The sequence below is a fragment of the Microlunatus sp. YIM B11417 genome (assembly GCF_059617205.1).
Genome location: NZ_JCAMPJ010000008.1, coordinates 1 through 23923, shown reverse-complemented (window position 1 = coordinate 23923; position 23923 = coordinate 1). Strand labels below are relative to the sequence as shown.

The following is a 23923-nucleotide window of genomic DNA, read 5'->3' as shown; positions in this document are numbered from 1 at the left end:
CCGGCGGCCTGAGCCTGTCGAAGGGCACGAGCCGATCGGACTGCCTGCCGCATCGCGGGGGCGGATCCGGTCGGCTCGACGCTTGCTCCGGCGCAAGGACCGCTACGCGACCGGCACCTTCCTGGCCGAAGGCCCGCAGGCGGTACGGGAAGCGCTGGCCGCACCGGGCCGGGTCGATGACCTGTTCCTGACCGAGGCCGGGCTGGACCGCTATCCGGAGTTGGCCGCAGCCCACCCGGCGCCGGCGCTGATCACCGCTGACGATCTTCGTACGCTGAGCGACGCCGTCACCCCGCAGGGCGTGGTCGCGGTCTGCCGGATGGAGCTCCGGCCGGTGCCGGAGTTGATCACCGACGACGTGCGACTGCTGGTCTGCTGCGCCCGGGTCAGCGATCCCGGCAACGCCGGCACTGTGATCCGCTGCGCCGACGCGTTCGGCGCCGATGGCGTCGTGCTGTCGGCCGAGTCCGTCGACCCGTACAACCCGAAGACGGTCCGGGCCACCGTCGGCAGCCTGTTCCACCTCCCGATCGGCGTCGGCGCCGAGGTGCCCGACGTGGTCGCCGCCGCTCGTGCCGCCGGTCTGCAGGTGCTCGCCGCGGACGGCGCCGGGGAGAGCCTGGCCACCCTGACCACGGCCGGCGACCTGGCCCGGCCCACCCTCTGGCTGTTCGGCAACGAGGCCCACGGCCTGCCCGCCGACCTGGCCCGGCTGGCCGACCGCGTCGTCGCCGTCCCGATCTTCGGCTCCGCCGAAAGCCTCAACCTCTCCACGGCCGCCGCCGTCTGCCTCTACGCCAGCGCCACCGCCCAGAACCCCTGACAAAGCTCCGCCGACCGGTCACAAAAGCAGGCGTTCTGACGGCGTGTCGCTGCACAACTGACCGGTCGGCGAGGAGCGGGCCGGCGGGAATTGCGGTGCGCTACGTGCCGGCGGCGGGGAGGATGGTGGGCGTGCCCCAACCTTCCTTCGGTGTCCTGCACGACTTCTCCCAGCAACTGCCGGCCACGGTGCCGTGGCCGGCCTACTACGCCGAGATCCTGGACCTGATCACCGACGCCGAGCGCTTCGGGTACGAGGCCGTCTGGCTGTCCGAGCACCACGGCCGGGCCGACGGTTTCGCACCGTCCCCGTTGGTGGCAGCGGCCGCGATCGCCGCCCGGACCAGCCGGATCCGGATCGGCACCAACATCCTGCTGCTGCCGCTGCACCACCCGCTCCGGGTGGCGGAGGACGGCGCCGTCGTGCACGCGGTGTCGGACGGGCGGCTGATCCTCGGCGTCGGCCGCGGCTATGCCGAGGACGAGTTCGCGCTGTTCCAGGCGCCGCTGGACCAGCGGAGTTCGCGGCTCGAGGACGGGATCGGGATCATCCGGCGGGCCTGGCGGGACGGGCGTACGGGCTACCAGGGCCGGCGGTACACGCTGCCCGACGGTCCGTTCACGCCGCAGCCGCCGGCCGCTGCTCCGATCTACGTCGGGGCGGTCGCCCCGGCGGCGGTGGAGCGGGCGGTCCGGCTGGCCGACGGGCTGCTGATCTACGTCACCGCGGAGCGCGATCTCGCGCCGCGCTATCGGACCTATGCGTCGGCCCTCGCGGCCGCGGGCCGGTCCGCGGAGTCGTTCCCGTTCGTCTGGACGGGCGTCGCCCATGTCGCCGAGTCGGCCGACCGGGCCTGGGCCGAGGCCGGCCCGTGCCTGGCCTATCTCGAAGATCAACTCCGGATCGCCCGCGGCGAGGACCGGCCGATCACCGCCGATGATCTTGACCCGGCGGACTTCCTGGTCGGCCGGCCGGACGAGATCGCGGAGCGGCTGATCACGCTGCACGAGACCGTGCCGTTCGATCACTTCGCCTTCTGGGGCCGGCTGCCGGGCCTGACCGTCGAGCAGGCCCGGCGGGGGATCGAGACCTTCGCCCGGCAGGTGATCCCGGCCGTCCACGCCGCTACGTGATCACTGGGCGGCACCGCGGAGCAGCCAGCGGTCGACCGGCACGTTGATCAACACCCGCTTCCCGTACGGCTCGATCTCGACCCCGGCCTGCCAGCCGTCGTACTTCTCAGCCAGCGCGGCCAGGACGTCCTCGCGCAGCCGGTCCCGGTGCACGACGGCCCGGCCCTCCGCCACGTACGGGTGGTCGCCGCCGTCCAGGGCGAGGCTCACCCGAGGATCGTTGATCACGTTGCGCACCTTGGCGTTGCGCTCGCCGCTGCTGATCCAGAACTCGTCGTCGACGAGGACGTACCAGACCGGCGTGACATGCGGCGAACCGTCCCGGCGCAGCGTGCACAGCCACGCATTCCGCTCGGTCCGCAGCCGGTCAAGATCAAGATCAGGCATGCGCGGAGCGTAACGAGGGCACCCGGAGCAGGCCGGAGGCGACCCCGTCCAGGGCCAGCTCCAGGTCCTGTTGATGGAACCGCACCCCGTACAATCGGCGGCTCTCCTCGATGATCGCCGCCGCGTCCGGATCGGTCGCCGCCGCGGCCGCCGCGGTGTTGTAGACCTCGATCCGGAGCGTGTTGGTGCCCGGGCGGAAGCGGCCGGTCAGGTCCAGCCGGTACGGCGCGTCCCAGACCACCCCGCAGGCGGCGCCGTTGACCGAGACCACGGCGACCTCGCGCACCGGCGCCTCCACCCGCGCCCGGTAGGAGTTGCCGCGGAGCTCCGCACTGCCCGGATCTCGATCATCGAGCGGCTCGGCCGGCCCGAAGTCCAGGCTCAGTTCGGTCGCCGGGTCCAGCCAGTCCGGCCGGGCGTCGAGCTCGAGCTCGTACCAGGCGCCGCCGGAGTAGCCGGGCCGTTCGTCCTCCCAGCGGTGCGGCAGGACGACATCGCGGAACCCGCTCGCGTCGAGATGGCCGAACCGCCACGGGCCGGCCAGCGACGACTCCGCGGCCGAGCCGGACCGGGCCACCGGCTCGCCCGCCCGGCCGCCGTCGTCCGCCGCGTCGATGCCGACGATCACCGTCGCCTGGTACGGGTGCAGGGTCAGCATCACCGACCGGGAGCCGGCCAGCACCTCGGCCGTCCCGGTCGCCGGATCCCAACGCTCGAAGCGATCCCGCTCGGTCCGCGGAGCCAGCTCGAAGGTCCGCACGCTGTTCCCGGTGTTCGCCACGAAGTAGAGGTCGCCGTCCGCGAGGCGACGGTGGACGACGCCGATCTCCTCGCCCGCGCCGGACAGCTCGGTGTCCGGCGGCAGGGCCCGGCGCAGTGCCTCCTCGAACGTCGCGGTGGTCGCGGGAACTCCTGCCGGATAGGCGGTGGAGTCGACGGCCAGCACGGTGCCGCCCGCCTCCCGTACCGCATCGAGCCAGGCCCGCGCCGCCGGCGGCAGGGTGGTCACCTTGGGCAGCACGACGACCGGCACCGAGGCCGGGTCGACCGACGCCAGCGCCGGATCGTCGATCAGGTCGTAGTCGTAGCCCGCGCACCGGATCGTCCGCGGCAACTCCGGGCCGACGTGGCTCCGGGTCTCCTTCCAGAGATCGAGCCCGCCGCCGAGCGCCGGATAGAGGTCGCTCGCCGGCAGGTAGAGCTTCACGTCGGCGGCCGGCTCGCCCTGCCGGAGCAGCCAGCCGAGCCTGGTCAGGTACGCGTTCAGGGCCGGCATCGCGGGCCACCACGGGTTGCGGTCGTCCAGGGCCCCGGCGGCGTAGAAGTACCAGCCGAGTCCGGGCGCGTCCGGCGGCGAGTACGGCCACCCGTGCCCGACGAACTGGTTGATGCCGAGCAGGAAATGCTCGTGCGCCTCGCCCTTGAGGTCCAGCGGCGTGGCCCGGAAGGAGGGGGAGTGCACCCAGGTCCAGATCTCCGACGAGATCACCGGCCGGCCGTAGAGGTGCCCGGCGGACGACGCCCACCGGGTCTGGGTCAGCTCGGTCCAGCCCCAGCCCTCGCCCTCGATCAGGTCCGCGTGCCGGTTGCTGCTCACGGTGACCGGCGGCACCCCGTACCCCTGCAGCCGGAACGGCACCCCGTGCCCGGCGGCCCACTCCCGGCAGACGGCGATGAAGTTGTCCTCGGCCAGCTCGGTCAACGTCCGGTAGAAGTCGGTACGGAACTCGGCCGACCCCGCCTCCTCCACGGTGAGCCGATGCAGCTGCGGCAGCGGGTCGTAGCCGCGGCGCCGGGCGAACTCGGCCGGCAGGTCCGGCGTCCAGTCCGCCGCGTACACCTCCAGGCTGTCGCAGAACACCGAACCGAGCAGCTCCGCCGGCACCGCGGCCAGCAGCCGATCTCCCAACTCGGCCAGGTGTTTCCGGGTCGCCGCCGCCGAATAATGATCAAGGACCGGTCCTTCGGCGCCGGCCGCCGCCCGCTTCACGTTCTGCCCGGTCGGCCGGGACCAGGCGAGCAGCACCGTGCGCGGACCGCGGCCCGCACCGATCGTGATCATGGAGTCCGTGATCGGCAGCGGGGCCCAGCCCGACGGCGCGTCCCGCGGAGAGCCGTCGGCCAGGAACGCGGCCACCAGTTCGTCGCCCGGCCACGGCGCGACGACCGGAGCCTGGAGGGCGGCGGCGGTCAGCTCCCGCGTCTCCCAGTGCAGCCGCCGGGCGGCGTGCTCGGGCCCGATGTGCGGGCCGCCGTACGACCAACCGCTGCCGATCGTCAGGTCGAACCGCAGTCCGAGCGACCGGGCGAACTCGGCGGCGTGTCGCAGCCGGTCGCCGAATGTGTCGGACAGGAACGGGTGCCGGACCTGCCGCAGCGGATAGACGAACGCCACCTCGGCGCCACCGAAGCCGGCGTCGGCCATCGCCGTGAGCTCACGCTCGACCTCGGCGTCCTCGACGTCGGGCCCGAACCACCACCACCGCATCATCGGCCGGGCCGCTGGATCCGGCTCCGCGAACCCGGCCCGCGCCTCGGCGACGGTCACCTGAGCCGTGCCATCTCCCGTGCCCTGAGCCGTGCCCTGAGCCTGTCGAAGGGCATCGGTCCGAATCGCGGCATCGTCGCTCGGCATGTCACTCGCTTCCTCGAGGCGGGTTCGACCGCGCTCCGGGATGGGGATGAAACGATTTTACGGAGCCGGTGACGGCCGCGCTACGCCGGGTCCGGGTGTCCGAGTGGCAGCCGTACGCGAGCGGTTCCTAGACTGTCCGGGCATTCACGACCCCATTCGCAGAATCCGAGGGAGCCCTTCATGCCCGGGCCGACACAGACCGAGGCCGCCAACGCTCTGGACGCCGAACAGCTCGACGCCCTGGTGACGGCGGCGATCGAGGCGTTCGCCGCCGCCGACAGCGTGGCCGCGTTGAAGCAGGCCCGGCTGGCACACACCGGCGACCGGTCGCCGCTGGCCCTGGCCAACCGGCAGATCGGCGGCCTGCCGCCCGAGCAGCGCAAGGAGGCCGGCTCGCGGGTCGGCCAGGCCCGGAACCGGGTCAAGCAGGCGCTCGAGGCGAGGGACGCCGAGATCAGCGCGGCCGAACTGGATCGCCGGCTGGTCGAGGAGCGGGTCGACGTCACGCTGCCGACCGAGCTCGGGCCGCTCGGTGCGGTCCACCCGGTGACGGCGCTGATGGAGAAGATGAGCGACGTCTTCCTGGCGATGGGCTGGGAGATCGCCGAAGGCCCCGAGCTCGAGGCCGAGTGGCTCAACTTCGATGCGCTCAACTTCATCCCGGACCACCCGGCCCGGACGATGCAGGACACCCTGTTCATCGCGCCGCCGGAACACAACCTGCTGCTGCGGACGCACACCTCGCCGGTGCAGGTGCGCAGCCTGCTGGACCGCGAGCTGCCGGTCTATGTCGTCTGTCCGGGCAAGGTCTACCGGGCCGATGAGTACGACGCGACCCACCTGCCGGTGTTCCACCAGATCGAGGGGCTCGCGGTCGACCGGGGCATCTCGTTCGGCCACCTGAAGGGGACCCTGGAGCATTTCGCCCGGGCCATGTTCGGCGACGACACGAAGTTCCGCTGGCGGCCGTCGTACTTCCCGTTCACCGAGCCGTCGGCCGAGGTCGACCTGCTCTGCTTCGTCTGCAAGGGCTCCTCGGTCGGCGATCCCGAGCATCCGTGCCGGACCTGCCGCAGCGAGGGCTGGATCGAATGGGGCGGCTGCGGCGTGGTCAACCCGCGGGTGCTGGAGGCCGGTGGCGTCGACTCGTCCGAGTACTCGGGCTTCGCGTTCGGCATGGGCATCGACCGGACGCTGATGTTCCGCAACGGCGCGGAGGACATGCGGGACATGATCGAGGGCGACGTGCGGTTCAGCCGTTCGCTGGTGGGAGGAGCACGATGAGGGCACCGCTGTCCTGGCTGCGGGAGTACGCGCCGCTGCCGGAGGGCACCTCCGGCCGGGACGTGTCGGAGGCGTTGATCAAGATCGGCTTCGAGGTCGAGTCGGTCGACACCGCCGGCGGCGAGATCGACGGCCTGCTGGTGATCGGCCGGGTGCTCGAGTTCACCGAGGCCGAGCAGAAGAACGGCAAGATCATCCGCTGGTGCCGGGTCGACGTCGGCGAGCACAACAACGGCTCCTACGCCAAGGATTCCGGCGGCGACGACACCTCCTCGCGCGGGATCATCTGCGGCGCCCGGAACTTCGCGGTCGATGATCTTGTCGTCGTCGCACTGCCCGGCACCACGCTGCCCGGCGGCTTCCAGATCGCGGCCCGGAAGACATACGGGCACATCTCCGACGGCATGATCTGCTCCGCCCAGGAACTCGAGCTCGGCGATGATCATGACGGGATCATGGTGCTCGCCGGCGACGACCTCCAGGTCGGCGCCGATGCCCGGCCGGTGCTCGGGCTCGGCGAGGAGGTGCTGGACATCGCCGTGACGCCGGACCGCGGCTACGCCTGGTCGGTCCGCGGCCTGGCCCGGGAGGCGGCGCACGCGTTCGACGTGCCGTTCACCGATCCGGTGGACCGCGCCGTGCCGGCCACGGTCGGCGACGGCCACCCGGTCCGGCTGGAGAGCGACGGCTGCCCGCTGTTCGTCGCGGTGACGGTGACCGGGGTCGATCCGGGAGCGCCGAGCCCGCGCTGGCTGACCTCGCGGCTGCAGCAGGCCGGGATGCGGCCGATCTCGCTCGCGGTCGACGTGACCAACTACGTGATGCTGGAGACCGGCCAGCCGTTGCACGCCTACGACGGCGCCAAGCTGGCCGGCCCGATCGTCGTCCGCAAGGCAGCCGCGGGCGAGACGATCACCACCCTCGACGACGTCGAGCGGACGCTGGACACCGACGACCTGGTGATCACCGACGACTCCGGCCCGATCGGCATCGCCGGCGTGATGGGCGGCGAGACGACCGAGGTCGGTCCCGACACGGCGACCCTGGTGATCGAGGCGGCGCACTTCGAGGCCATCTCGATCGCCCGTACGTCGCGGCGGCACAAGCTGTCCTCCGAGGCGTCCCGGAGGTTCGAGCGCGGCGTCGACCCCGGCGCCACGTACGCCGCGGCGCACCGGGCGGCGGCCCTGCTGGTCGAGTACGGCGGCGGCCAGGTCGCCGCGGCCGAGACGGTCGCCGGCGCCGTGCCGGAGGTGCCGACGCTGCGGCTGGGCGTGGACCTGCCCGGCAAGATCATGGGCGCCGAGCTCGGCCCGGACACGGTGACCGACAACCTGCGCCGGGTCGGCGTGACGGTGGCCGCCGACGATCATGAGCTGGCCGTGACCCCGCCGACCTGGCGGCCCGACCTGCGGGATCCGTACGACTTCGTCGAGGAGGTCGGCCGGCTGTACGGCTACGACCGGATCACCCCGGTGCTGCCGCCGGCGCCGAGCGGCCGCGGTCTGACCCGGTCGCAGCGGTCGCGCCGGTTGATCAACGCCGCGCTGGCCCAGGCCGGCTATGTCGAGGTGCTGTCGTTCCCGTTCCTCGGCACCGGTGATCTCGACCTGCTGGCGATCGGGGCCGACGACGAGCGGCGCCGCACCATGGAGATCGCCAACCCGCTGTCGGAGACCCAGCCGCTGCTCCGGACCACGGTGCTGCCCGGCCTGATCGCGGCCGCGCACCGCAACACCAGCCGCGGTCTCGATGATCTTGCCCTGTACGAGCTCGGCTCCGTCTTCTTCGCGCCGGAGCAGCCGGTCCCGGCACCCCGGCCCGGCGTCGAGCAGCGCCCCTCCGCGGCGGACCTGGCCGCGATGGACGCCGCGATCGGTCACCAGCCGCGGCACGCCGCCGTCCTGCTGACCGGGGACTGGCAGCCGCCTGGCTGGAGCGGTCCGGCGGTTCCGGCCGACTGGCGGCACGCGATCGCGTTCGCCGAGACGGCCGCCCGGGCGGTCGGGGCCACGATCGAGGTGAAGGCCGCCGAGCGGGCGCCCTGGCATCCGGGCCGGTGCGCCGCGCTGAGCGTCGCCGGCCGGGTGATCGGCTACGCGGGCGAACTCCACCCGCGGGTGATCGAGGCCGCCGGCCTGCCCGAGCGCGCCTGCGCCGCCGAGTTCGACTGCGACGCCCTGATCGAGCTGGCACCGGAGCTCGGGACGGTGGCGGCGATCTCGTCGCACCCGGTGGCCAAGGAGGACGTCGCCCTGATCGTCGACGAGGCCGTACCCTCGGCCGAGGTCGAGGCGGCCCTGGTCGCCGGTGCCGGAGACCTGCTCGAATCGGTCCGGCTGTTCGACAGCTACACCGGTCCGCAGATCGGCGAGGGCAAGAAGTCGCTCGCGTACGCCCTCCGTTTCCGCGCCCCCGACCGAACGCTGACCGACGCCGAGTCCGCCGAGGCCCGCGACGCCGCCGTGGCCTCCGCAGCCGAGTCCCTCGGCGCCCTCCAGCGCACCCTCTGATCCCGACCCGAGAACCCGACCCAGAAGAACCGCCGACCGGTCACAAAAGCAGCTGTTCTGACGGCGTGTCGCTGCAGAACTGACCGGTCGGCGAGGGCCGGGAAAGTTGGCCTGTGGATAACCGGGCCGGGGCGTGCGGAGGCTCGCAGAATCTCGGCATGGCAACTCTCGATCCGACGCCGGCGACCGCGGACTCGCGGTTGCCGACGCACCGTCCGTTCACGCTGCAGCAGGCCGCGGCGGCCGGAGTGAGCCGGAGCATCATCGCCCGGCTGCGCAAGCAGGGCCTGATCCGCGCCGTGCTCCGCTCCGTCTATGTCGACGCCTCTACTCCCGACAGCACGGAGCTGCGCACCGCGGCGGTCGCCCTCGCTGTCCATCCGGACTGTGTGATCACCGACCTCTCGGCGGCTTGGCTGCACGGGGCGCGGGTCCAACCGTCGGGTGACGATCTGCCGCGTGTTTCGGTGTTCCAGGTGCCCGACAAGACGCGGGTACGGACAGCCGCCACGACCGGCGGGCTGCGCACCCTCGAAGCCCGCGACGTCGAGACGATCAATGGGCTCCGGGTCACCACGCCGCTGCGCACGGCGCTGGATCTCGGCCGCCTCCTGAAACGCAGCCATGCCCTGGCCGCGTTGGACGGGCTGCTCCGCCTCGGTCGGTTCACCCGTGCCGATCTGCGGGCCGAGTTGCCGCGGTTCAAGGGCTACCGCGGCATCGTCCAACTGCGTTACCTGGTGCCGTTGTGCGACCCGCGCGCCGAGTCGCCGCAGGAGTCGATCCTCAGGCTGCGCTGGCTCGACGCCCGGCTGCCGACGCCGCAGCCGCAGTACGTGGTCCGCGACGACCGTGGCTTCCCGGTCTATCGGCTCGACCTGGCCGACCCCGCCGCGAGGTACGCCGCGGAGTACGACGGCCAGGACCACCACTTCACGGCCACCCAGCGCAAGTACGACGAGCGCCGCCGGGACTGGCTGCGCCGCCGGGGCTGGACGATCGTCGTGTTCGACCGGGCCTCGCTCGCGGCCCCGAACGCCGGCTTGGTGCTGCGGCGGACCCATGACCAGGCGGCACAGCGCCTCCGCATCGCGGCCTGAGCCTCTGATCGAGTGGTAAGAGTATTCCGCCTGTGGCATGATTATTCCTATGACGGTGAGTGTGGCGGTGGCGGGAGCTACCGGGTACGCGGGCGGGGAGTTGCTCCGGCTGCTGCTCGGTCACCCGCAGGTCGAGATCGGAGCGGTGACGGCCGGCGGGAACGCCGGGTCGCGACTGGGGGACCACCAGCCCCACCTGGTGCCGCTCGCGGATCGAACGGTCGGCAGCACCGACGCCGAGACCCTCGCAGGGCACGACGTCGTCTTCCTCGCACTGCCGCACGGCACGTCCGCGCCGATCGCGGAGCAGCTCGGTCCCGACAGGTTGGTGGTCGACTGTGGCGCCGACTTCCGGCTCACCGATCCGGAGGACTGGCGTCGGTTCTACGGCAGCGAACACGCCGGCAGCTGGCCGTACGGGCTGCCCGAACTGCCCGGGCAGCGGGACAAGTTGGCCGGGGCGAAGCGGATCGCGGTGCCTGGCTGCTATCCGACGACCGGCACCCTCGCCCTGCTGCCGGCCATCGCGACCGGACTGATCACCGCGCAGGACGTCGTGATCGTCGCCGCCAGCGGACCGTCCGGCGCCGGCCGGTCGCTGAAGCCGCACCTGCTCGGCTCGGAGCTGATCGGCTCCGCGAGCGCGTACGGGGTCGGCGGTGTGCACCGGCACACCCCGGAGCTGCTGCAGAACTTCACCGCCTGTGGCGCAACCGGCCCGACGGTCTCGTTCACCCCGGTCCTGGTCCCGATGTCGCGCGGCATCCTGGCCACCTGCACCGCGCCGCTCGCCGATCCGGCGACGACCGCGGCGCAGGCGTACGCGAGCTACGCGGAGGCCTACGCGGACGAGCCGTTCGTCCACCTGCTGCCGGAGGGCCAGTGGCCGCAGACCCAGGCCGTGCTCGGCAGCAACGCCGCGCACGTCCAGGTCACGGTCGACCAGGCCGCCGGCCGGCTGGTCGCGGTCGCCGCGATCGACAACCTGACCAAGGGCACCGCCGGTGGCGCGGTCCAGTCGATGAACCTCGCCCTCGGCCTCGCCGAGACGACGGGTCTGAGCACCGTAGGAGTCGCACCGTGAGCGTCACCCACCCCAAGGGCTTCACGGCCGCGGGCACCGCGGCCGGACTCAAGGCCTCCGGCAAGGCCGACCTCGCGCTGGTGATCAACAACGGCCCCGAGTACGCGGCCGCCGGCGTCTTCACCAGCAACCGCGTCAAGGCCGCTCCGGTGATCTGGTCCCAGCAGGTGATCAAGGACGGCGCGATCAAGGCCGTGATCCTGAACTCCGGCGGCGCCAACGCCTGCACCGGGCCGGAGGGCTTCGGCAACACCCACCGGACCGCCGAGCGGACCGCCGATGCACTCGGCATCGGCGCGATCGACGTCGCCGTCTGCTCGACCGGCCTGATCGGCGTCCAGCTCGACGTCGCCAAGATCATCGACGCCCTGCCCACGCTCGTCGAGGAGGCCTCGGCCGAGGGCGGTCCGGCAGCCGCCGAGGCGATCATGACCACGGACACGGTGTCCAAGCAGGCCCTCCACCAGGGCGGCGGTTGGAGCATCGGCGGCATGGCCAAGGGGGCCGGCATGCTCGCCCCCGGTCTGGCCACGATGCTCGTCGTGATCACCACCGATGCGAGCGTCCCGGCCGACCGGCTCCATGATCAACTGGCCGAGGCCTGCCGGGTCACCTTCGACCGGGCCGACAGCGACGGCTGCATGTCCACCAACGACACCGTGTTCGTGCTGGCCAACGGCGCCTCCCGGATCATGCCCGACGCCGCCGAGTTCCAGGCCGCGCTGACCGAGGTCTGCGCCGACCTGGCCGGGCAGCTGATCGCCGACGCGGAGGGCGCCTCGCACGAGATCGAGATCGTCGTGGCCGGCGCCGCGACCGAGGCCGAGGCGGTGGAGGTCGGCCGGTCGGTGGCCCGGAACAACCTGTTCAAGTGCGCGATCTTCGGCGCCGATCCGAACTGGGGCCGGGTGCTCGCCGCGATCGGCACCACTTCCGCCACCTTCGAGCCGGACCAGCTCGACGTCTCGTTCAACGGCGTCCAGGTCTGCCGGGCCGGCGGCATCGGTGAACCCCGCGAACTGGTCGACCTGTCCGACCGCAAGGTCCGGGTCGAGATCGACCTGCACGCCGGCGCGGAGACGGCGACGATCCTCACCAACGACCTGACGTACGACTACGTCAAGGAGAACGCGGAGTACTCGTCATGACGGACACCACGAAGGACGAGCACCGGCTGACCTTGATCGAGAAGGCGTCGATCCTGACCGAGGCGCTGCCCTGGCTGGAGACGTACGCCGGCAAGACGGTTGTGATCAAGTACGGCGGCAACGCCATGATCGACGAGGACCTGAAGCGCGCCTTCGCCTCGGACATCGTGTTCATGAAGCGGTGCGGCGTGCACCCCGTCGTCGTGCACGGCGGCGGCCCGCAGATCTCCACCATGCTGAAGCGACTCGGCATCCCGAGCGAGTTCAAGAACGGCCTGCGGGTGACCAGCCCGGAGGTGATGGAGGTCGTCCGGATGGTCCTGGTCGGCCAGGTCGGCCGGGACCTGGTCGGTCTGATCAACCAGCAGAGCACGCTCGCGGTCGGCATGTCGGGCGAGGACGGCGGCCTGTTCACCGCCGAACGCAAGTCGCTCACGGTGGACGGCGAGGAGGTCGATCTCGGCCTGGTCGGCGACGTGACGGCCGTCCATACGGAGGCGATCGAGGGCCTGATCGGCGCCGGTCGGATCCCGGTGGTGGCCAGCATCGCCCCGGACGTCAACGGCGTGGTGCACAACGTCAACGCCGACACGGCCGCGGCGGCGCTCGCGGTCGCGCTCCAGGCCGAACGGCTCGTCGTCCTGACCGACGTGGAAGGGCTCTACGCCGACTGGCCGAACAGCACCGAGGTCGTCACCAACATCTCCGCCTCCCAGTTGCGAGAGTTGATGCCGACGCTGGAGTCCGGGATGGTGCCGAAGATGGAGGCCTGCTTGCGCGCCGTCGAGGGCGGGCTGACCCGCGCCACGGTCACCGACGGCCGGGTCCCGCACTCGCTGCTGCTGGAGATCTTCACCAACGAGGGGATCGGCACCATGATCATCCAGGACGGCCTGGTCCGCCTGGGCAGCCGCGTCTTCCCGGCCGGCCAGCCGATCCCGGACCACGAACTGCAGAACGGCGAATTCATGATCAGCAAGGATCACCAGTGAGCACCATCGACACCCAGGGACTCTCGCGGGTCAGCGGGAACGGGCGGACGAGTGCCGACGTGCTGGAGAGCTACACCGCGACCCTGATGCCGACGTTCGGTACGCCGAAGCGGGTGTTCGTCCGTGGCGAAGGCTGCTACGTCTGGGACGTGGAGGGGCGCAAGCACCTCGACCTGCTGTCCGGACTGGCGGTCAACGCGCTCGGCCACGCCCATCCGACCGTGCTGGCCGCGATCACCAGCCAACTGTCCACGCTCGGCCACGTGTCGAACTTCTTCGCCACGCCGGCCCAGGTCGCGCTGGCCGAGCGGCTGACCGCGCTGATCCCCGGTGAGGTCGAGACCAGGGTCTTCTTCTCCAATTCCGGTACGGAAGCGAACGAGGCCGCCTTCAAGATCACCCGGCGGACCGGCCGGACCAAGATCATCTCCACCGAGGGCGCGTTCCACGGAAGGTCCACCGGCGCGCTCGCGGTGACCCACAGCCCGAAGTACCGGGAGCCGTTCGAGCCGCTGCCCGGTGAGGTGATCTTCGTCCCGTACGGTGACGCGGACGCGCTCGCGGCGGCGATCGACGACACCGTGGCCGCCGTCGTCCTGGAGCCGATCCAGGGCGAGAACGGGGTCGTGGTGCCGCCGCCGGACTACCTGGCGAAGGCCCGCGAGCTCTGCGACGCGACCGGTGCGCTGCTCTGGATCGACGAGGTGCAGACCGGGATCGGCCGGACCGGCTCCTGGCTGGTGCACACCGACCAGGGGGTCCGGGCCGACATCGTCACCGTCGCCAAGGGCCTCGGCAACGGCTTCCCGATCGGGGCCTGCCTGGCCACCGGCGCCGCGGCGACCCTGCTCGGCCCGGGCAGCCACGGCTCCACCTTCGGCGGCAATCCGGTGGCGGCGATCGCCGGCCTCGCGGTGATGGCGGTGATCGAACGGGACGGCCTGCTGGCCAACGCGACCGCGATGGGGGAGCACCTCGCCACCGCTGTCAAGGGTCTTGATCATCCGCTGATCACCGGCACCCGGGGTCGCGGACTGCTGCAGGCGATCCTGCTCGCCGAGCCGGTCGCGCAGCAGGTCGCCGACGCCGCCCTCGAGGCCGGCTTCGTGATCAACGCGCCGCGGCCGGACGTGCTCCGGATCGCCCCGCCGTTGATCATCACCGCCGACCAACTCGACAGCTTCGTCGGTGCCCTGCCGGCGATCTTGGAGGCCGCCGCATGACCCGCCACTTCCTCGCCGACGACGACCTGACCCCGGACGACCAGGCCAAGGTCCTGGCACTGGCCGCGAAGCTCAAGGCCGACCCGTACGCCGAGCGGCCGCTGGCCGGACCGCAGAGCGTCGCCGTCCTGTTCGACAAGCCGACGCTGCGGACCCAGTCCTCGTTCAGCGCCGGCATCGCCGAGCTGGGCGGGAACCCGATGATCGTCGACGGCCGGCTGGCCGGGATCGGCACCCGCGAGTCCGTGCCGGACGTGGCCCGGGTGCTCGGCCGGCAGTGCTCGGCGATCGTCTGGCGGACCTTCGCCCAGGACGATCTGGCCCAGATGGCCGAGTACGCCGGCGTCCCGGTGGTCAACGCGCTGACCGACGACTACCACCCGTGCCAGATCCTGGCCGATCTGCAGACCGTGGCCGAGCACCGGGGCACACTGGCCGGGCAATCACTGACGTACCTGGGCGACGGCGCGAACAACATGGCGCACTCGTACGTCCTCGGCGGCGCCCTGGCCGGGATGAAGATCACCATCGCCTCCCCGGACGGCTTCCAGCCGCGCACCGACATCGTCGACCGGGCCCGCGGGATCGCCGCGACCACCGGCGGCGAAGTGATCATCACCGAGGACCCGGAGAGCGCGGCGGCCGACGCCGACGTGCTGGCCACCGACACCTGGGTCTCGATGGGGCAGGAGAACGACGGCCTGGACCGGCCGGCGATCTTCGCTCCGTACCGGTTGACCGGTGCGCTCCTCGCCAGGGCGGCCCAGGACGCCATCGTGCTGCACTGCCTGCCGGCCTACCGGGGCAAGGAGATCGACGCCGACGTGCTGGACGGCCCACAGTCGGTCGTCTGGGACCAGGCGGAGAACCGGCGGCACGCGCAGAAGGCCCTACTCACGTACCTGTTGGCCTCGAGATGATCACCGCACCCCCCAGCAAGGCGGCCCGGCAGGCCAAGATCATCGAGCTGCTCGGGCAGCATCCGGTGCGGTCCCAGACCGAGCTCGCCGAGCTGCTCGCGGGGGCGGGCGTGAACGTCACCCAGGGCACGCTGTCCAAGGACCTGGTGGAGATCGGTGCGCTCCGGGTCCGCGGCGAGGGCGGCCACCTGATCTATGCGGTGCCGTCGGACGGCGGCGACCGTACCCCGCAGACGGACTACGCGACGTTCGCGGTCCGGCTGGCCCGGCTCTGCAACGAGGTGCTGACCTCGGCCGAGGCGTCGGCCAACCTGGTCGTGTTGCGCACCCCGCCCGGTGCGGCGCAGTATTTCGCCTCGGCGATCGATCGCGTCGGCTGGTCGGCGATCCTCGGCACCATCGCGGGCGACGACACGGTGCTGATGATCACCCGCGACCCGAACGGCGGCGCCCCGATCGCCGAACAGTTTCTGATCATGGCCCGGACCGGCAAACCGGCGGGCCTCGACAACTCCGCGGCCGGCCGCGCGAACTCTGACGAAGGAGCATCCATCCCGTGAGCAAGGTCCTGACCTCCCTCCCGAAGGGCGAGCGCATCGGCATCGCCTTCTCCGGCGGCCTCGACACCTCGGTGGCGGTCGCCTGGATGCGCGACAAGGGCGGGATCCCGTGCACCTACACCGCCGACCTCGGCCAGTACGACGAGCAGGACATCTCCGGTGTGCCCGGCCGCGCGAAACAGTACGGCGCCGAGATCGCCCGCGTCGTCGACATCAAGCCGCAGCTGGTGCAGGAGGGGCTGGCGGCCCTGGCCTGCGGGGCGTTCCACATCCGGTCCGGCGGGCGGACGTACTTCAACACCACGCCGTTGGGCCGCGCCGTCACCGGAACCCTGCTGGTCCGGACCATGCAGTCCGACGACGTCAACATCTGGGGCGACGGCTCGACGTTCAAGGGCAACGACATCGAGCGGTTCTACCGGTACGGGCTGCTGGCCAACCCCGAACTGCGGATCTACAAGCCGTGGCTGGACGCGGAGTTCGTGCACGAGCTGGGCGGCCGGCAGGAGATGAGCCGCTGGCTGACGGCGCACGGGCTGCCTTACCGGGACGCGGCGGAGAAGGCGTACTCCACCGACGCCAACATCTGGGGCGCGACCCACGAGGCGAAGACGCTGGAGCACCTCGACGTGTCGCTGGAGACGATCGACCCGATCATGGGCGTGAAGTTCTGGGATCCGGCGGTCGCGATCGAGTCCGAGGACGTCGCGGTCACCTTCGAGTCCGGCTATCCGGTGGCGATCAACGGTGAGCGGTTCACGGATCCGGTCGCCCTGGTCCAGCAGGCCAACGCGATCGGCGGCCGGCACGGGCTGGGCATGTCGGACCAGATCGAGAACCGGATCATCGAGGCCAAGTCGCGCGGCATCTACGAGGCGCCCGGGATGGCGTTGCTGTTCATCGCCTACGAGCGGCTGGTCAACGCGATCCACAACGAGGACACCGTCGCCAACTACCACGCCGAGGGCCGCAAGGTCGGCCGGCTGCTCTACGAGGGCCGCTGGCTGGACCCGCAGTCGCTGATGATCCGGGAGTCGATCCAGCGCTGGATCGCCTCGCTGGTGACCGGCACCGTCACGCTCCGGCTGCGGCGGGGCGACGACTACACGATCCTCGACACCGACGGCCCGGGCTTCTCGTACCACCCGGACCGGCTGTCGATGGAGCGGGTCGAGAACGCCGCCTTCGGCCCGACCGACCGGATCGGCCAGCTCACCATGCGCAACCTCGACATCGCCGACTCCCGGGCCAAGCTGGAGGCCTACGCCGGCCAGCCGCTGGAGCAGGGCACCGTGCTGGTCGAGCACGGCACGCTCTTCGGCGAGCTGCCGGAGGGCGGGTTCGACCGGATCGCGACCGCCGAGGAGACCGCCGGTCGCGATCTGGAGAGCTCGCTGGACGAGGCCGCCCTGGAAGCCGGTACGGACTGATGACCGCACCCGCGACCCCTTCGGGCCAGCTCTGGGGCGGCCGGTTCGCCGGCGGCGCCGCCGAGGCCATGTTCGCGCTGAGCCAGTCGACCCAGTTCGACTGGCGGCTGGCCCGGTACGACCTCGCCGGTTCCCGGGCCCACGCCTCGGCGCTGCTCGCGGCCGGCCTGCTGACCGAGGACGAGCACGCCGGCCTGGTCGACGCGCTGAACCGGCTCGACCAGCAGGTCGGCGCCGGTGAGTTCCGGCCGGCGCCGACCGACGAGGACGTGCATGGCGCTTTGGAGCGGGGGCTGATCGAGCTCGCCGGGCCCGAGCTGGGCGGACGGCTCCGGGCCGGCCGGTCCCGGAACGACCAGATCGCGACGCTGCTGCGGCTCTACCTGCGCGACGCGATGCGCGAGGTCGCCGTCGGGATCCAGCAGGTGGTCGGCGCGCTGCACGAACAGGCCAGGACCCACCTGGGCGCGATCATGCCCGGCCGGACCCACCTGCAGTCGGCCCAACCGGTGCTGCTCTCGCACCATCTGCTGGCGCACGCCTGGCCGCTGCTCCGGGACGCCGAACGGATCCGTGATCTTGATCGACGGCTGGACGTCAGCCCGTACGGATCGGCGGCGCTGGCCGGCACCTCGCTCGGCCTCGACCCGGAGGCGGTGGCCCGCGACCTCGGCTTCGGCTCGTCGGTGCCGAACTCCATCGACGGCACTGCCGCCCGTGATCTTGCGGCCGAGGCGGCCTTCGTCTGTGCCCAGCTCGGGGTCGACCTGTCCCGACTGAGCGAGGACGTGATCATCTGGTGCACCCATGAGTTCGGCTTCGCGATCCTCGACGACGCCTGGTCGACCGGCTCGTCGATCATGCCGCAGAAGAAGAACCCGGACGTCGCGGAACTGGCCCGGGGCAAGGCCGGCCGGCTGATCGGCAACCTGTCCGGCCTGCTGGCCACACTGAAGGGCCTGCCGCTGGCGTACAACCGGGATCTGCAGGAGGACAAGGAGCCGATCTTCGACTCGATCGACCAGTTGTTGATCTTGCTGCCGGCGGTGGCCGGGATGGTCGGCACGCTGCGCTTCGACACCGAGCGGATGGCGGCCCTGGCGCCGAGGGGTTTCTCGCTGGCGACCGACGTGGCCGACTGGCTGGTCCGGCAGCGGGTGCCGTTCGCCGAGGCGCACGAGATCTCCGGCGCGGCCGTGCGGTATTGCGAGCAGCGGGGGATCGAACTGTCCGACCTGACCCCGGACCAGCTGACCGAGATCTCGCCCCGGCTGACCCCTGAGGTGCTGACCGTGCTCACCGTCGAAGGCTCGGTGAACAGCCGGAACGGCCGCGGCGGCACCGCGACCGAGCAGGTGCGGCGGCAGCTGACCGAGCTGCTGGACTCCTTCGACGCGATCACCCGGTTCGTCGGCTGAGCCGGTCGGCCGCTACCGGTTGACGGCCCGGCGCGGCGGTGAGACTTTGCGAGCATGGACACCGTCGAGTTCACGCCGACATCGGAGCAGCTCGCCTGGACGTTCGGGGGCGTCGAGCCGATCCTGAAGGTCAAGCCGGGGACGTTGATGCGGCTGTGGTGCGAGGACGCCTACTCCGGCCGGCTCCGGTCGGCGGCCGACCTGCCCAGCCAGTGCATCGACATCAACCGGGTGAATCCGCAGACCGGTCCGTTCTACGTCGAGGGTGCGGAGCCCGGAGACACGCTGGCGCTGCATTTCGTCGACCTGCAGCCCGCCCGCGACTGGGGCGTTTCGACGACGATCCCGTTCTTCGGCGGCCTGACCGGCACGGATCGTACGGCGCTGTTGCAGGACGCGCTGCCGGAGATCACCTGGATCTACCAGTACGACAGCGCCCGGCAGACCGTGACCTTCGAGGCGGCCCGGAGCGACTTCCGGGTCGATTGGCCGGCCGAGCCGATGCTCGGCACCGTCGGCGTCGCGCCGCCCGCCCGGGAGGTGCGCAGTTCGCTGGTCCCGGAACGCTTCGGCGGCAACATGGACACCCCGGAGCTGAAGGCCGGCGCCACCTGCTACCTCGGCGTGAACGTCCCGGGCGCCCTGTTCTCGATCGGCGACGGGCACTACCGCCAGGGTGAGGGCGAGGCCTGCGGCACCGCGGTCGAGGGTGCGATGAACGTGACCCTGATCGTCGAGTTGATCAAGGGCGGCGCACCGCTCTGGCCGCGGATCGAGCAGGACGACTGGCTGATCGTCGTCGGCTCAAGTCGCCCGCTGGAGGACGCCTGGCGGATCGCCCAGGTCGAGATGATCACCTGGCTCGGTGAGCTGTACGGGCTGGACCGGATGGACGGCTACCAGGTCGTGTCGCAGCTGGCGAAGGCGCCGATCGCCAACGTGGTCGACGCGAACTACAGCTCGGCGTTGAAGCTGGCCAAGTCGTTGCTGCCGCCGACGAGTCCGTACGGCGGCATGCACCGACATCTGCGGAACTCGTAACACCCACGCACTCGCCGCCGCGGACGGATACTGGGAGCGACGAGGGGCGGCGAGATGATCATGGGCCGGAGTTTCGTGATGACCGGTGTCGGCGCCGCAGTGCTGCTGACGGTATTGGCGGCGGGTGGCTGCGCCGAACAGGGTGGCGAGCCGAGCCCGGCTGCGACGCCGTACCACGGCCCGCTGCGGGTCGAGCAGACGGTGCCGCCCGACCAGGGCGACCCGGACCAGGGCGGTGCCGCGGCACTGGCGTTGCAGTGCCGCGGTGAGCCGGTCGGCCGCAACCGCTTCACCCCCGAGCACGCCGGCGAGGTCTTTCCGACTCCCGAGGCCGCCCTTCGCGACGCCCTGCGCAGCGGAGCCTTCAAGGGTGAGCCCTCGGAGTACCGGAGGGCGGCCGAGTCCGGCGACCGAGTCCTGTACCGCTACGAACCGGCCGGCGTGGCGAAGCACGCGCTGGTGACGCACTTCGGTGACGCGCTCGGCGGCGACACCGGCTGGTACGTCGAGTCGGACGCCCGGTGCGACCCGGCGGAGTTCCCGGACGCGATCACCCGGCCGACCGGCATGCAGATCTGGACCGACGCGAAGGGCGAACGCGTCCTGACCACGGAGCTCTATTCGGTCCGCGGCCCCCAGCACTGTGGCTGGGAGGGGATGACGTTCCTCCACCGCGACCAGGACGGGTCCCGCGACGTGGTCTATGTGGCCGGCACGATCCCGGAGTTGGCCGAATACTTCGCTGAGCCCTTCCGGGCGGACCTGCCGCTACCCGCCGACGCGATCGACTCGGGATTCCGCCTCGGCGGTGATCGATTGTGGTTCTCGCCGGACGGGCTGCGTGCGTATGTCGGGAGCCCCGAGCACGTGGCGCTGTGGCCGAGAACCGTTAAGCTCCTGGCCTGCTTGTGAGACTCCGGAACCTCTTACGGATGTCATCTCTGCGTGACACCCTGAGGAAATGGACCACGGCTACGACTTCGACCTCGCGGTGATCGGCTCCGGCCCGGGCGGTCAGAAAGCGGCGATCATGGCCGCCAAGCTGGGCCATCGGGTCTGCGTGATCGACCGGCTGCACATGGTCGGCGGTGTCTGCGTCAACACCGGCACCATCCCGTCGAAGACCCTGCGCGAGGCGGTCGTCTACCTGACCGGCATGCAGATGCGGGACCTGTACGGGGCGAGCTACCGGGTCAAGAGTGACATCACCATCGGCGACCTGCTGGCCCGGCTGCAGCACGTGATCGGCCGGGAGACCGAGGTGGTCCGGGCCCAGCTGCTGCGCAACCACATCGAACTGATCGGCGGCATGGCGGCCTTCACCGATCCGCACACCCTGTCGATCGAGGTCGACGGCGGGACGCAGCACCGGACCGTGACCGCGGCCAAGATCGTCATCGCGACCGGGACCACGCCGGCCCGGCCGCCGCACATCGAGTTCGACGGCACCCGGATCCTCGACTCCGACCAGATCCTCACCCTGGACCACGTACCGGACTCCCTGGTGGTGGTCGGCGCCGGCGTGATCGGTGTCGAGTACGCGTCGATCTTCGCCGCCCTCGGCACCCGGGTCACGCTGGTCGAGAAGCGGCCGCGGATGCTCGAGTTCTGCGACCCGGAGCTGATCGAGTCGCTCAAGTTCCACCTGCGCGACCAGGGCATGTCGTTCCGGTTCGGCGAGGAGGTGGCGTCGGTGGCCAGTTCCGGCCACGGCACCATCACCACGCTCGCGTCGGGCAAGAAGATCGCCGCCGAGGTGGTCATGTACTCGGCCGGCCGGCAGGGCGCGACGGCCCGGCTCGACCTGCCGAAGGCCGGTCTGACGGCCGACGACCGTGGCCGACTCGTGGTCGACGAGGACTACCGGACCGCGGTCGAGCACGTGTACGCCGTCGGCGACGTGATCGGCTTCCCGGCGCTGGCCGCGACGTCGATGGACCAGGGCCGGCTGGCCGCCTCGCACGCGTTCGGCGAACCGGCGCACGAACTGCGCGACCTGCAGCCGATCGGCATCTACACGATTCCGGAGCTGTCCTACTGCGGCCGGACCGAGGAGGACCTGACCTCGGAGGCGGTGCCGTTCGAGGTCGGCATCTCCCGCTACCGTGAGCTGGCCCGCGGCCAGATCGTCGGCGACCCGTACGGAATGCTCAAGCTGATCGTGCACAGCGAGACCCGGCACATCCTCGGGGTGCACGTCTTCGGCACTTCGGCCACCGAGCTGGTGCACATCGGGCAGGCGATCATGGGCTGCGGCGGGACGGTCGACTATCTGGTGGACACGGTGCTGAATTACCCGACCCTGTCCGAGGCGTACAAGGTCGCGGCCCTCGACGTGACGAACAAGATGCGGGCCGTGGACCGGCTCACGAGCGCCATCGGCGTGGACTAGTTTTACCGGCGTGACTGACATCCTCGATGAGCTCAGCTGGCGCGGCCTGGTGGCCGAATCGACCGATCGCGACGCATTGCGCGAGCACCTCGCCGCCGGGCCTGTCACCTTCTATGTGGGGTTCGACCCGACCGCGCCGAGCCTGCACTTCGGCAACCTGGTCCAGCTGATCGTCGCCGGCCACCTGCAGCGGGCCGGCCATCGGCCGCTGATCCTGGTCGGCGGCTCGACCGGCCTGATCGGCGACCCGAAGGACTCCGGCGAACGGACGCTGAACTCCAAGGAGGTCGTCGCCGGCTGGGTGGAGAAGATCCGCAGCCAGGTGTCGAAGTTCGTCGAGTTCGAGGGACCCGCGGCCGCCACGGTGGTGAACAACCTGGACTGGACCGGTTCGGTGCCGGTGCTCGACTTCCTCCGCGACATCGGCAAGCACTTCCCGGTGAACCGCATGCTGGCCCGGGACGTCGTACGGAACCGGCTGGAGGCCGGGATCTCGTACACGGAGTTCTCCTACGTGCTGCTCCAGTCCTTCGACTACCTGGAACTGTTCCGGCGGCACGGCTGCACGCTGCAGTTCGGCGGCTCGGACCAGTGGGGCAACATCACCGCCGGCGTCGAACTGATCCGGCGGTCGACCGGCGACCGGGTGCACGCTCTCGCCACCCCGTTGCTGACGAAGGCGGACGGCACGAAGTTCGGCAAGACCGAATCGGGCACCGTCTGGCTCGATCCGCAGATGACCAGCCCGTACGCGTTCCACCAGTTCTTCCTGAACGCGGAGGACGCGAAGGTGATCGAGTACCTCAAGGTGTTCTCGCCGCGTTCGGCCGAGGAGATCGACGAGCTGGCGAAGGCGACCGAGGAACGTCCCCATGAGCGCCGGGCGCAACGGGCCCTGGCCGACGACGTGACCGACTTCGTCCACTCCCGCCGAGCGCGGGAAGCCGCCGAGGCCGCCGCCGCGGCGCTGTTCGGCCGGGCCTCCCTGGCCGACCTGGACGAGGAGACACTGACCGGGGTGATCGCCGAGGTCGGCGGGGGAGAGGTGACGTCGCCGGCTGGGGAGTTGCCGGGCGTCGTCGACGTCCTGGAGGCCAGCGGCGTGGTGGCGAGCAAGTCCGCCGCCCGGCGCACCATCGCCGAGGGCGGCGCCTACCTGAACAACGAGAAGGTCACCGACCCGGACGCAAAGGTCGCCGCTGCGGCACTGCTGCACGGGCAGTACGTGATCGCGCGGCGTGGCCGCAAGACGGTCGGCGCCGTTACCATCCGGCGGTGACCTCAGGCCACCCGGTTCGGGCGTGTCACGCTGTGAGGACTGCCACGGCCGCTCGATTTGACCCTGTCGGATGAAGCCTCGTAATCTTCTACATGTCGAGCCGGGGGGCGGAACGCGGAGGGAAACCGAAGCGAGCCACCGGCCGAACTCCTCCGAGATGAAGATCCGGTTGGTGCGCGCCCTTGATCGGGCCCACCGCGATGACCGGCTCGGGAGCCTCGAGGGAGCAGGGGTACGAGACAGCTTGACCCTCCGGAGTCGGGCGCGTAGAGTAGCCCAAGCCTCCAGAAGGGGGCACACCACCCACGATGATCGACCCGGATCATTGCGCTCTTCTTCAGGGCGGCAAGGTTTCGGGAACAGCAGTGTGGGTAAAGACAAATCAACAGTGGGGATCGGGACCGGTTTTGACACCGAATCACGGACCTCACTAAAGTAAGTCGAGTTGCCCCACACGGAAACGTGAGTGTCCGTGTGGTGTGCGCCCGAAGCTTGAGAACTCAACAGCGTGCTTAAAGTCAATGCCAAATATGCACAACAAACCCCGTGCTCGTGGTGTCG

The 23923-nt window shown here is 71.0% G+C and carries 19 protein-coding genes; 17 read left to right on the top strand and 2 right to left on the bottom strand.

The genetic code is table 11. From position 1 onward, the window contains the following. Nucleotides 1–34 precede the first annotated feature (34 nt). Together AC6CCG_RS27625 and AC6CCG_RS27620 are read left to right on the top strand one after the other, a co-directional pair. Nucleotides 35–823 carry a TrmH family RNA methyltransferase gene (locus tag AC6CCG_RS27625; RefSeq protein WP_496658165.1) on the top strand — a complete coding sequence of 263 codons (789 nt, stop codon included), beginning with the start codon at nt 35–37 and terminating at the stop codon, nt 821–823. 131 nt (nt 824–954) lie between these two features. After that, nucleotides 955–1956 (top strand): LLM class flavin-dependent oxidoreductase, encoded by a 1002-nt coding sequence (locus AC6CCG_RS27620; protein WP_496657982.1) that lies wholly within the window; start codon nt 955–957, stop codon nt 1954–1956. Here the strand turns inward: AC6CCG_RS27620 and AC6CCG_RS27615 are convergent, their stop codons facing one another. Continuing rightward, entirely contained in the window at nt 1957–2343 is a 387-nt protein-coding gene (locus AC6CCG_RS27615; RefSeq protein WP_496657981.1) for a TIGR03618 family F420-dependent PPOX class oxidoreductase, read from the bottom strand. It abuts the gene before it with no gap. Then, complete coding sequence (locus AC6CCG_RS27610; RefSeq protein ID WP_496657980.1) at nt 2336–4978, bottom strand: glycosyl hydrolase; 2643 nt, start codon at nt 4976–4978, stop codon at nt 2336–2338. The genes AC6CCG_RS27615 and AC6CCG_RS27610 overlap by 8 nt, the downstream gene beginning before the upstream one ends. 180 nt (nt 4979–5158) lie before the next feature. On the opposite strand from AC6CCG_RS27610, the gene pheS reads away from it, so the two are divergent. The 15 genes from pheS (at nt 5159) to tyrS (ending at nt 23362) form a co-directional block, all read left to right on the top strand. Then, a complete protein-coding gene (gene pheS / locus AC6CCG_RS27605; RefSeq protein WP_496657979.1) occupies nt 5159–6262 on the top strand; it encodes a phenylalanine--tRNA ligase subunit alpha in 1104 nt (367 codons plus the stop codon). Continuing rightward, a complete protein-coding gene (gene pheT / locus AC6CCG_RS27600) occupies nt 6259–8775 on the top strand; it encodes a phenylalanine--tRNA ligase subunit beta (protein ID WP_496657978.1) in 2517 nt (838 codons plus the stop codon). The genes pheS and pheT overlap by 4 nt, the downstream gene beginning before the upstream one ends. Before the next feature lie 158 nt (nt 8776–8933). Continuing rightward, nucleotides 8934–9875 carry a type IV toxin-antitoxin system AbiEi family antitoxin gene (locus tag AC6CCG_RS27595; protein ID WP_496657977.1) on the top strand — a complete coding sequence of 314 codons (942 nt, stop codon included), beginning with the start codon at nt 8934–8936 and terminating at the stop codon, nt 9873–9875. A gap of 49 nt (nt 9876–9924) precedes the next feature. Further along, complete coding sequence (gene argC, locus AC6CCG_RS27590) at nt 9925–10959, top strand: N-acetyl-gamma-glutamyl-phosphate reductase (protein ID WP_496657976.1); 1035 nt, start codon at nt 9925–9927, stop codon at nt 10957–10959. Continuing rightward, the gene (argJ, locus tag AC6CCG_RS27585; RefSeq protein WP_496657975.1) at nt 10956–12107 is read left to right on the top strand and encodes a bifunctional glutamate N-acetyltransferase/amino-acid acetyltransferase ArgJ; all 1152 of its coding nucleotides are present in this window, start codon (nt 10956–10958) and stop codon (nt 12105–12107) included. Before argC ends, argJ begins: the two co-directional genes overlap by 4 nt. Then, nucleotides 12104–13099: an acetylglutamate kinase gene (argB, locus tag AC6CCG_RS27580; protein WP_496657974.1), complete on the top strand. Its 996-nt coding sequence runs from the start codon at nt 12104–12106 to the stop codon at nt 13097–13099. Before argJ ends, argB begins: the two co-directional genes overlap by 4 nt. Before the next feature lie 5 nt (nt 13100–13104). Continuing rightward, nucleotides 13105–14322 carry an acetylornithine transaminase gene (locus AC6CCG_RS27575; RefSeq protein ID WP_496658164.1) on the top strand — a complete coding sequence of 406 codons (1218 nt, stop codon included), beginning with the start codon at nt 13105–13107 and terminating at the stop codon, nt 14320–14322. Then, on the top strand, nt 14319–15242 hold the full coding sequence (gene argF, locus AC6CCG_RS27570; RefSeq protein ID WP_496657973.1) for an ornithine carbamoyltransferase: 924 nt from the start codon (nt 14319–14321) through the stop codon (nt 15240–15242). Before AC6CCG_RS27575 ends, argF begins: the two co-directional genes overlap by 4 nt. Continuing rightward, on the top strand, nt 15239–15802 hold the full coding sequence (locus AC6CCG_RS27565; protein ID WP_496657972.1) for an arginine repressor: 564 nt from the start codon (nt 15239–15241) through the stop codon (nt 15800–15802). The genes argF and AC6CCG_RS27565 overlap by 4 nt, the downstream gene beginning before the upstream one ends. Next, nucleotides 15799–17232: an argininosuccinate synthase gene (gene argG, locus AC6CCG_RS27560; protein ID WP_496657971.1), complete on the top strand. Its 1434-nt coding sequence runs from the start codon at nt 15799–15801 to the stop codon at nt 17230–17232. Before AC6CCG_RS27565 ends, argG begins: the two co-directional genes overlap by 4 nt. Beyond that, entirely contained in the window at nt 17232–18650 is a 1419-nt protein-coding gene (gene argH / locus AC6CCG_RS27555; protein ID WP_496657970.1) for an argininosuccinate lyase, read from the top strand. Before argG ends, argH begins: the two co-directional genes overlap by 1 nt. 54 nt (nt 18651–18704) lie before the next feature. Next, on the top strand, nt 18705–19691 hold the full coding sequence (locus AC6CCG_RS27550) for an acetamidase/formamidase family protein (RefSeq protein WP_496657969.1): 987 nt from the start codon (nt 18705–18707) through the stop codon (nt 19689–19691). A gap of 54 nt (nt 19692–19745) precedes the next feature. Then, nucleotides 19746–20603 (top strand): hypothetical protein, encoded by an 858-nt coding sequence (locus AC6CCG_RS27545; RefSeq protein WP_496657968.1) that lies wholly within the window; start codon nt 19746–19748, stop codon nt 20601–20603. A gap of 49 nt (nt 20604–20652) precedes the next feature. Next, nucleotides 20653–22083, top strand: a complete 1431-nt coding sequence (sthA, locus tag AC6CCG_RS27540) for a Si-specific NAD(P)(+) transhydrogenase (RefSeq protein ID WP_496657967.1) — start codon at nt 20653–20655, stop codon at nt 22081–22083. Between the two features lie 10 nt (nt 22084–22093). Continuing rightward, complete coding sequence (gene tyrS / locus AC6CCG_RS27535; protein WP_496657966.1) at nt 22094–23362, top strand: tyrosine--tRNA ligase; 1269 nt, start codon at nt 22094–22096, stop codon at nt 23360–23362. Nucleotides 23363–23923: the final 561 nt, after the last annotated feature.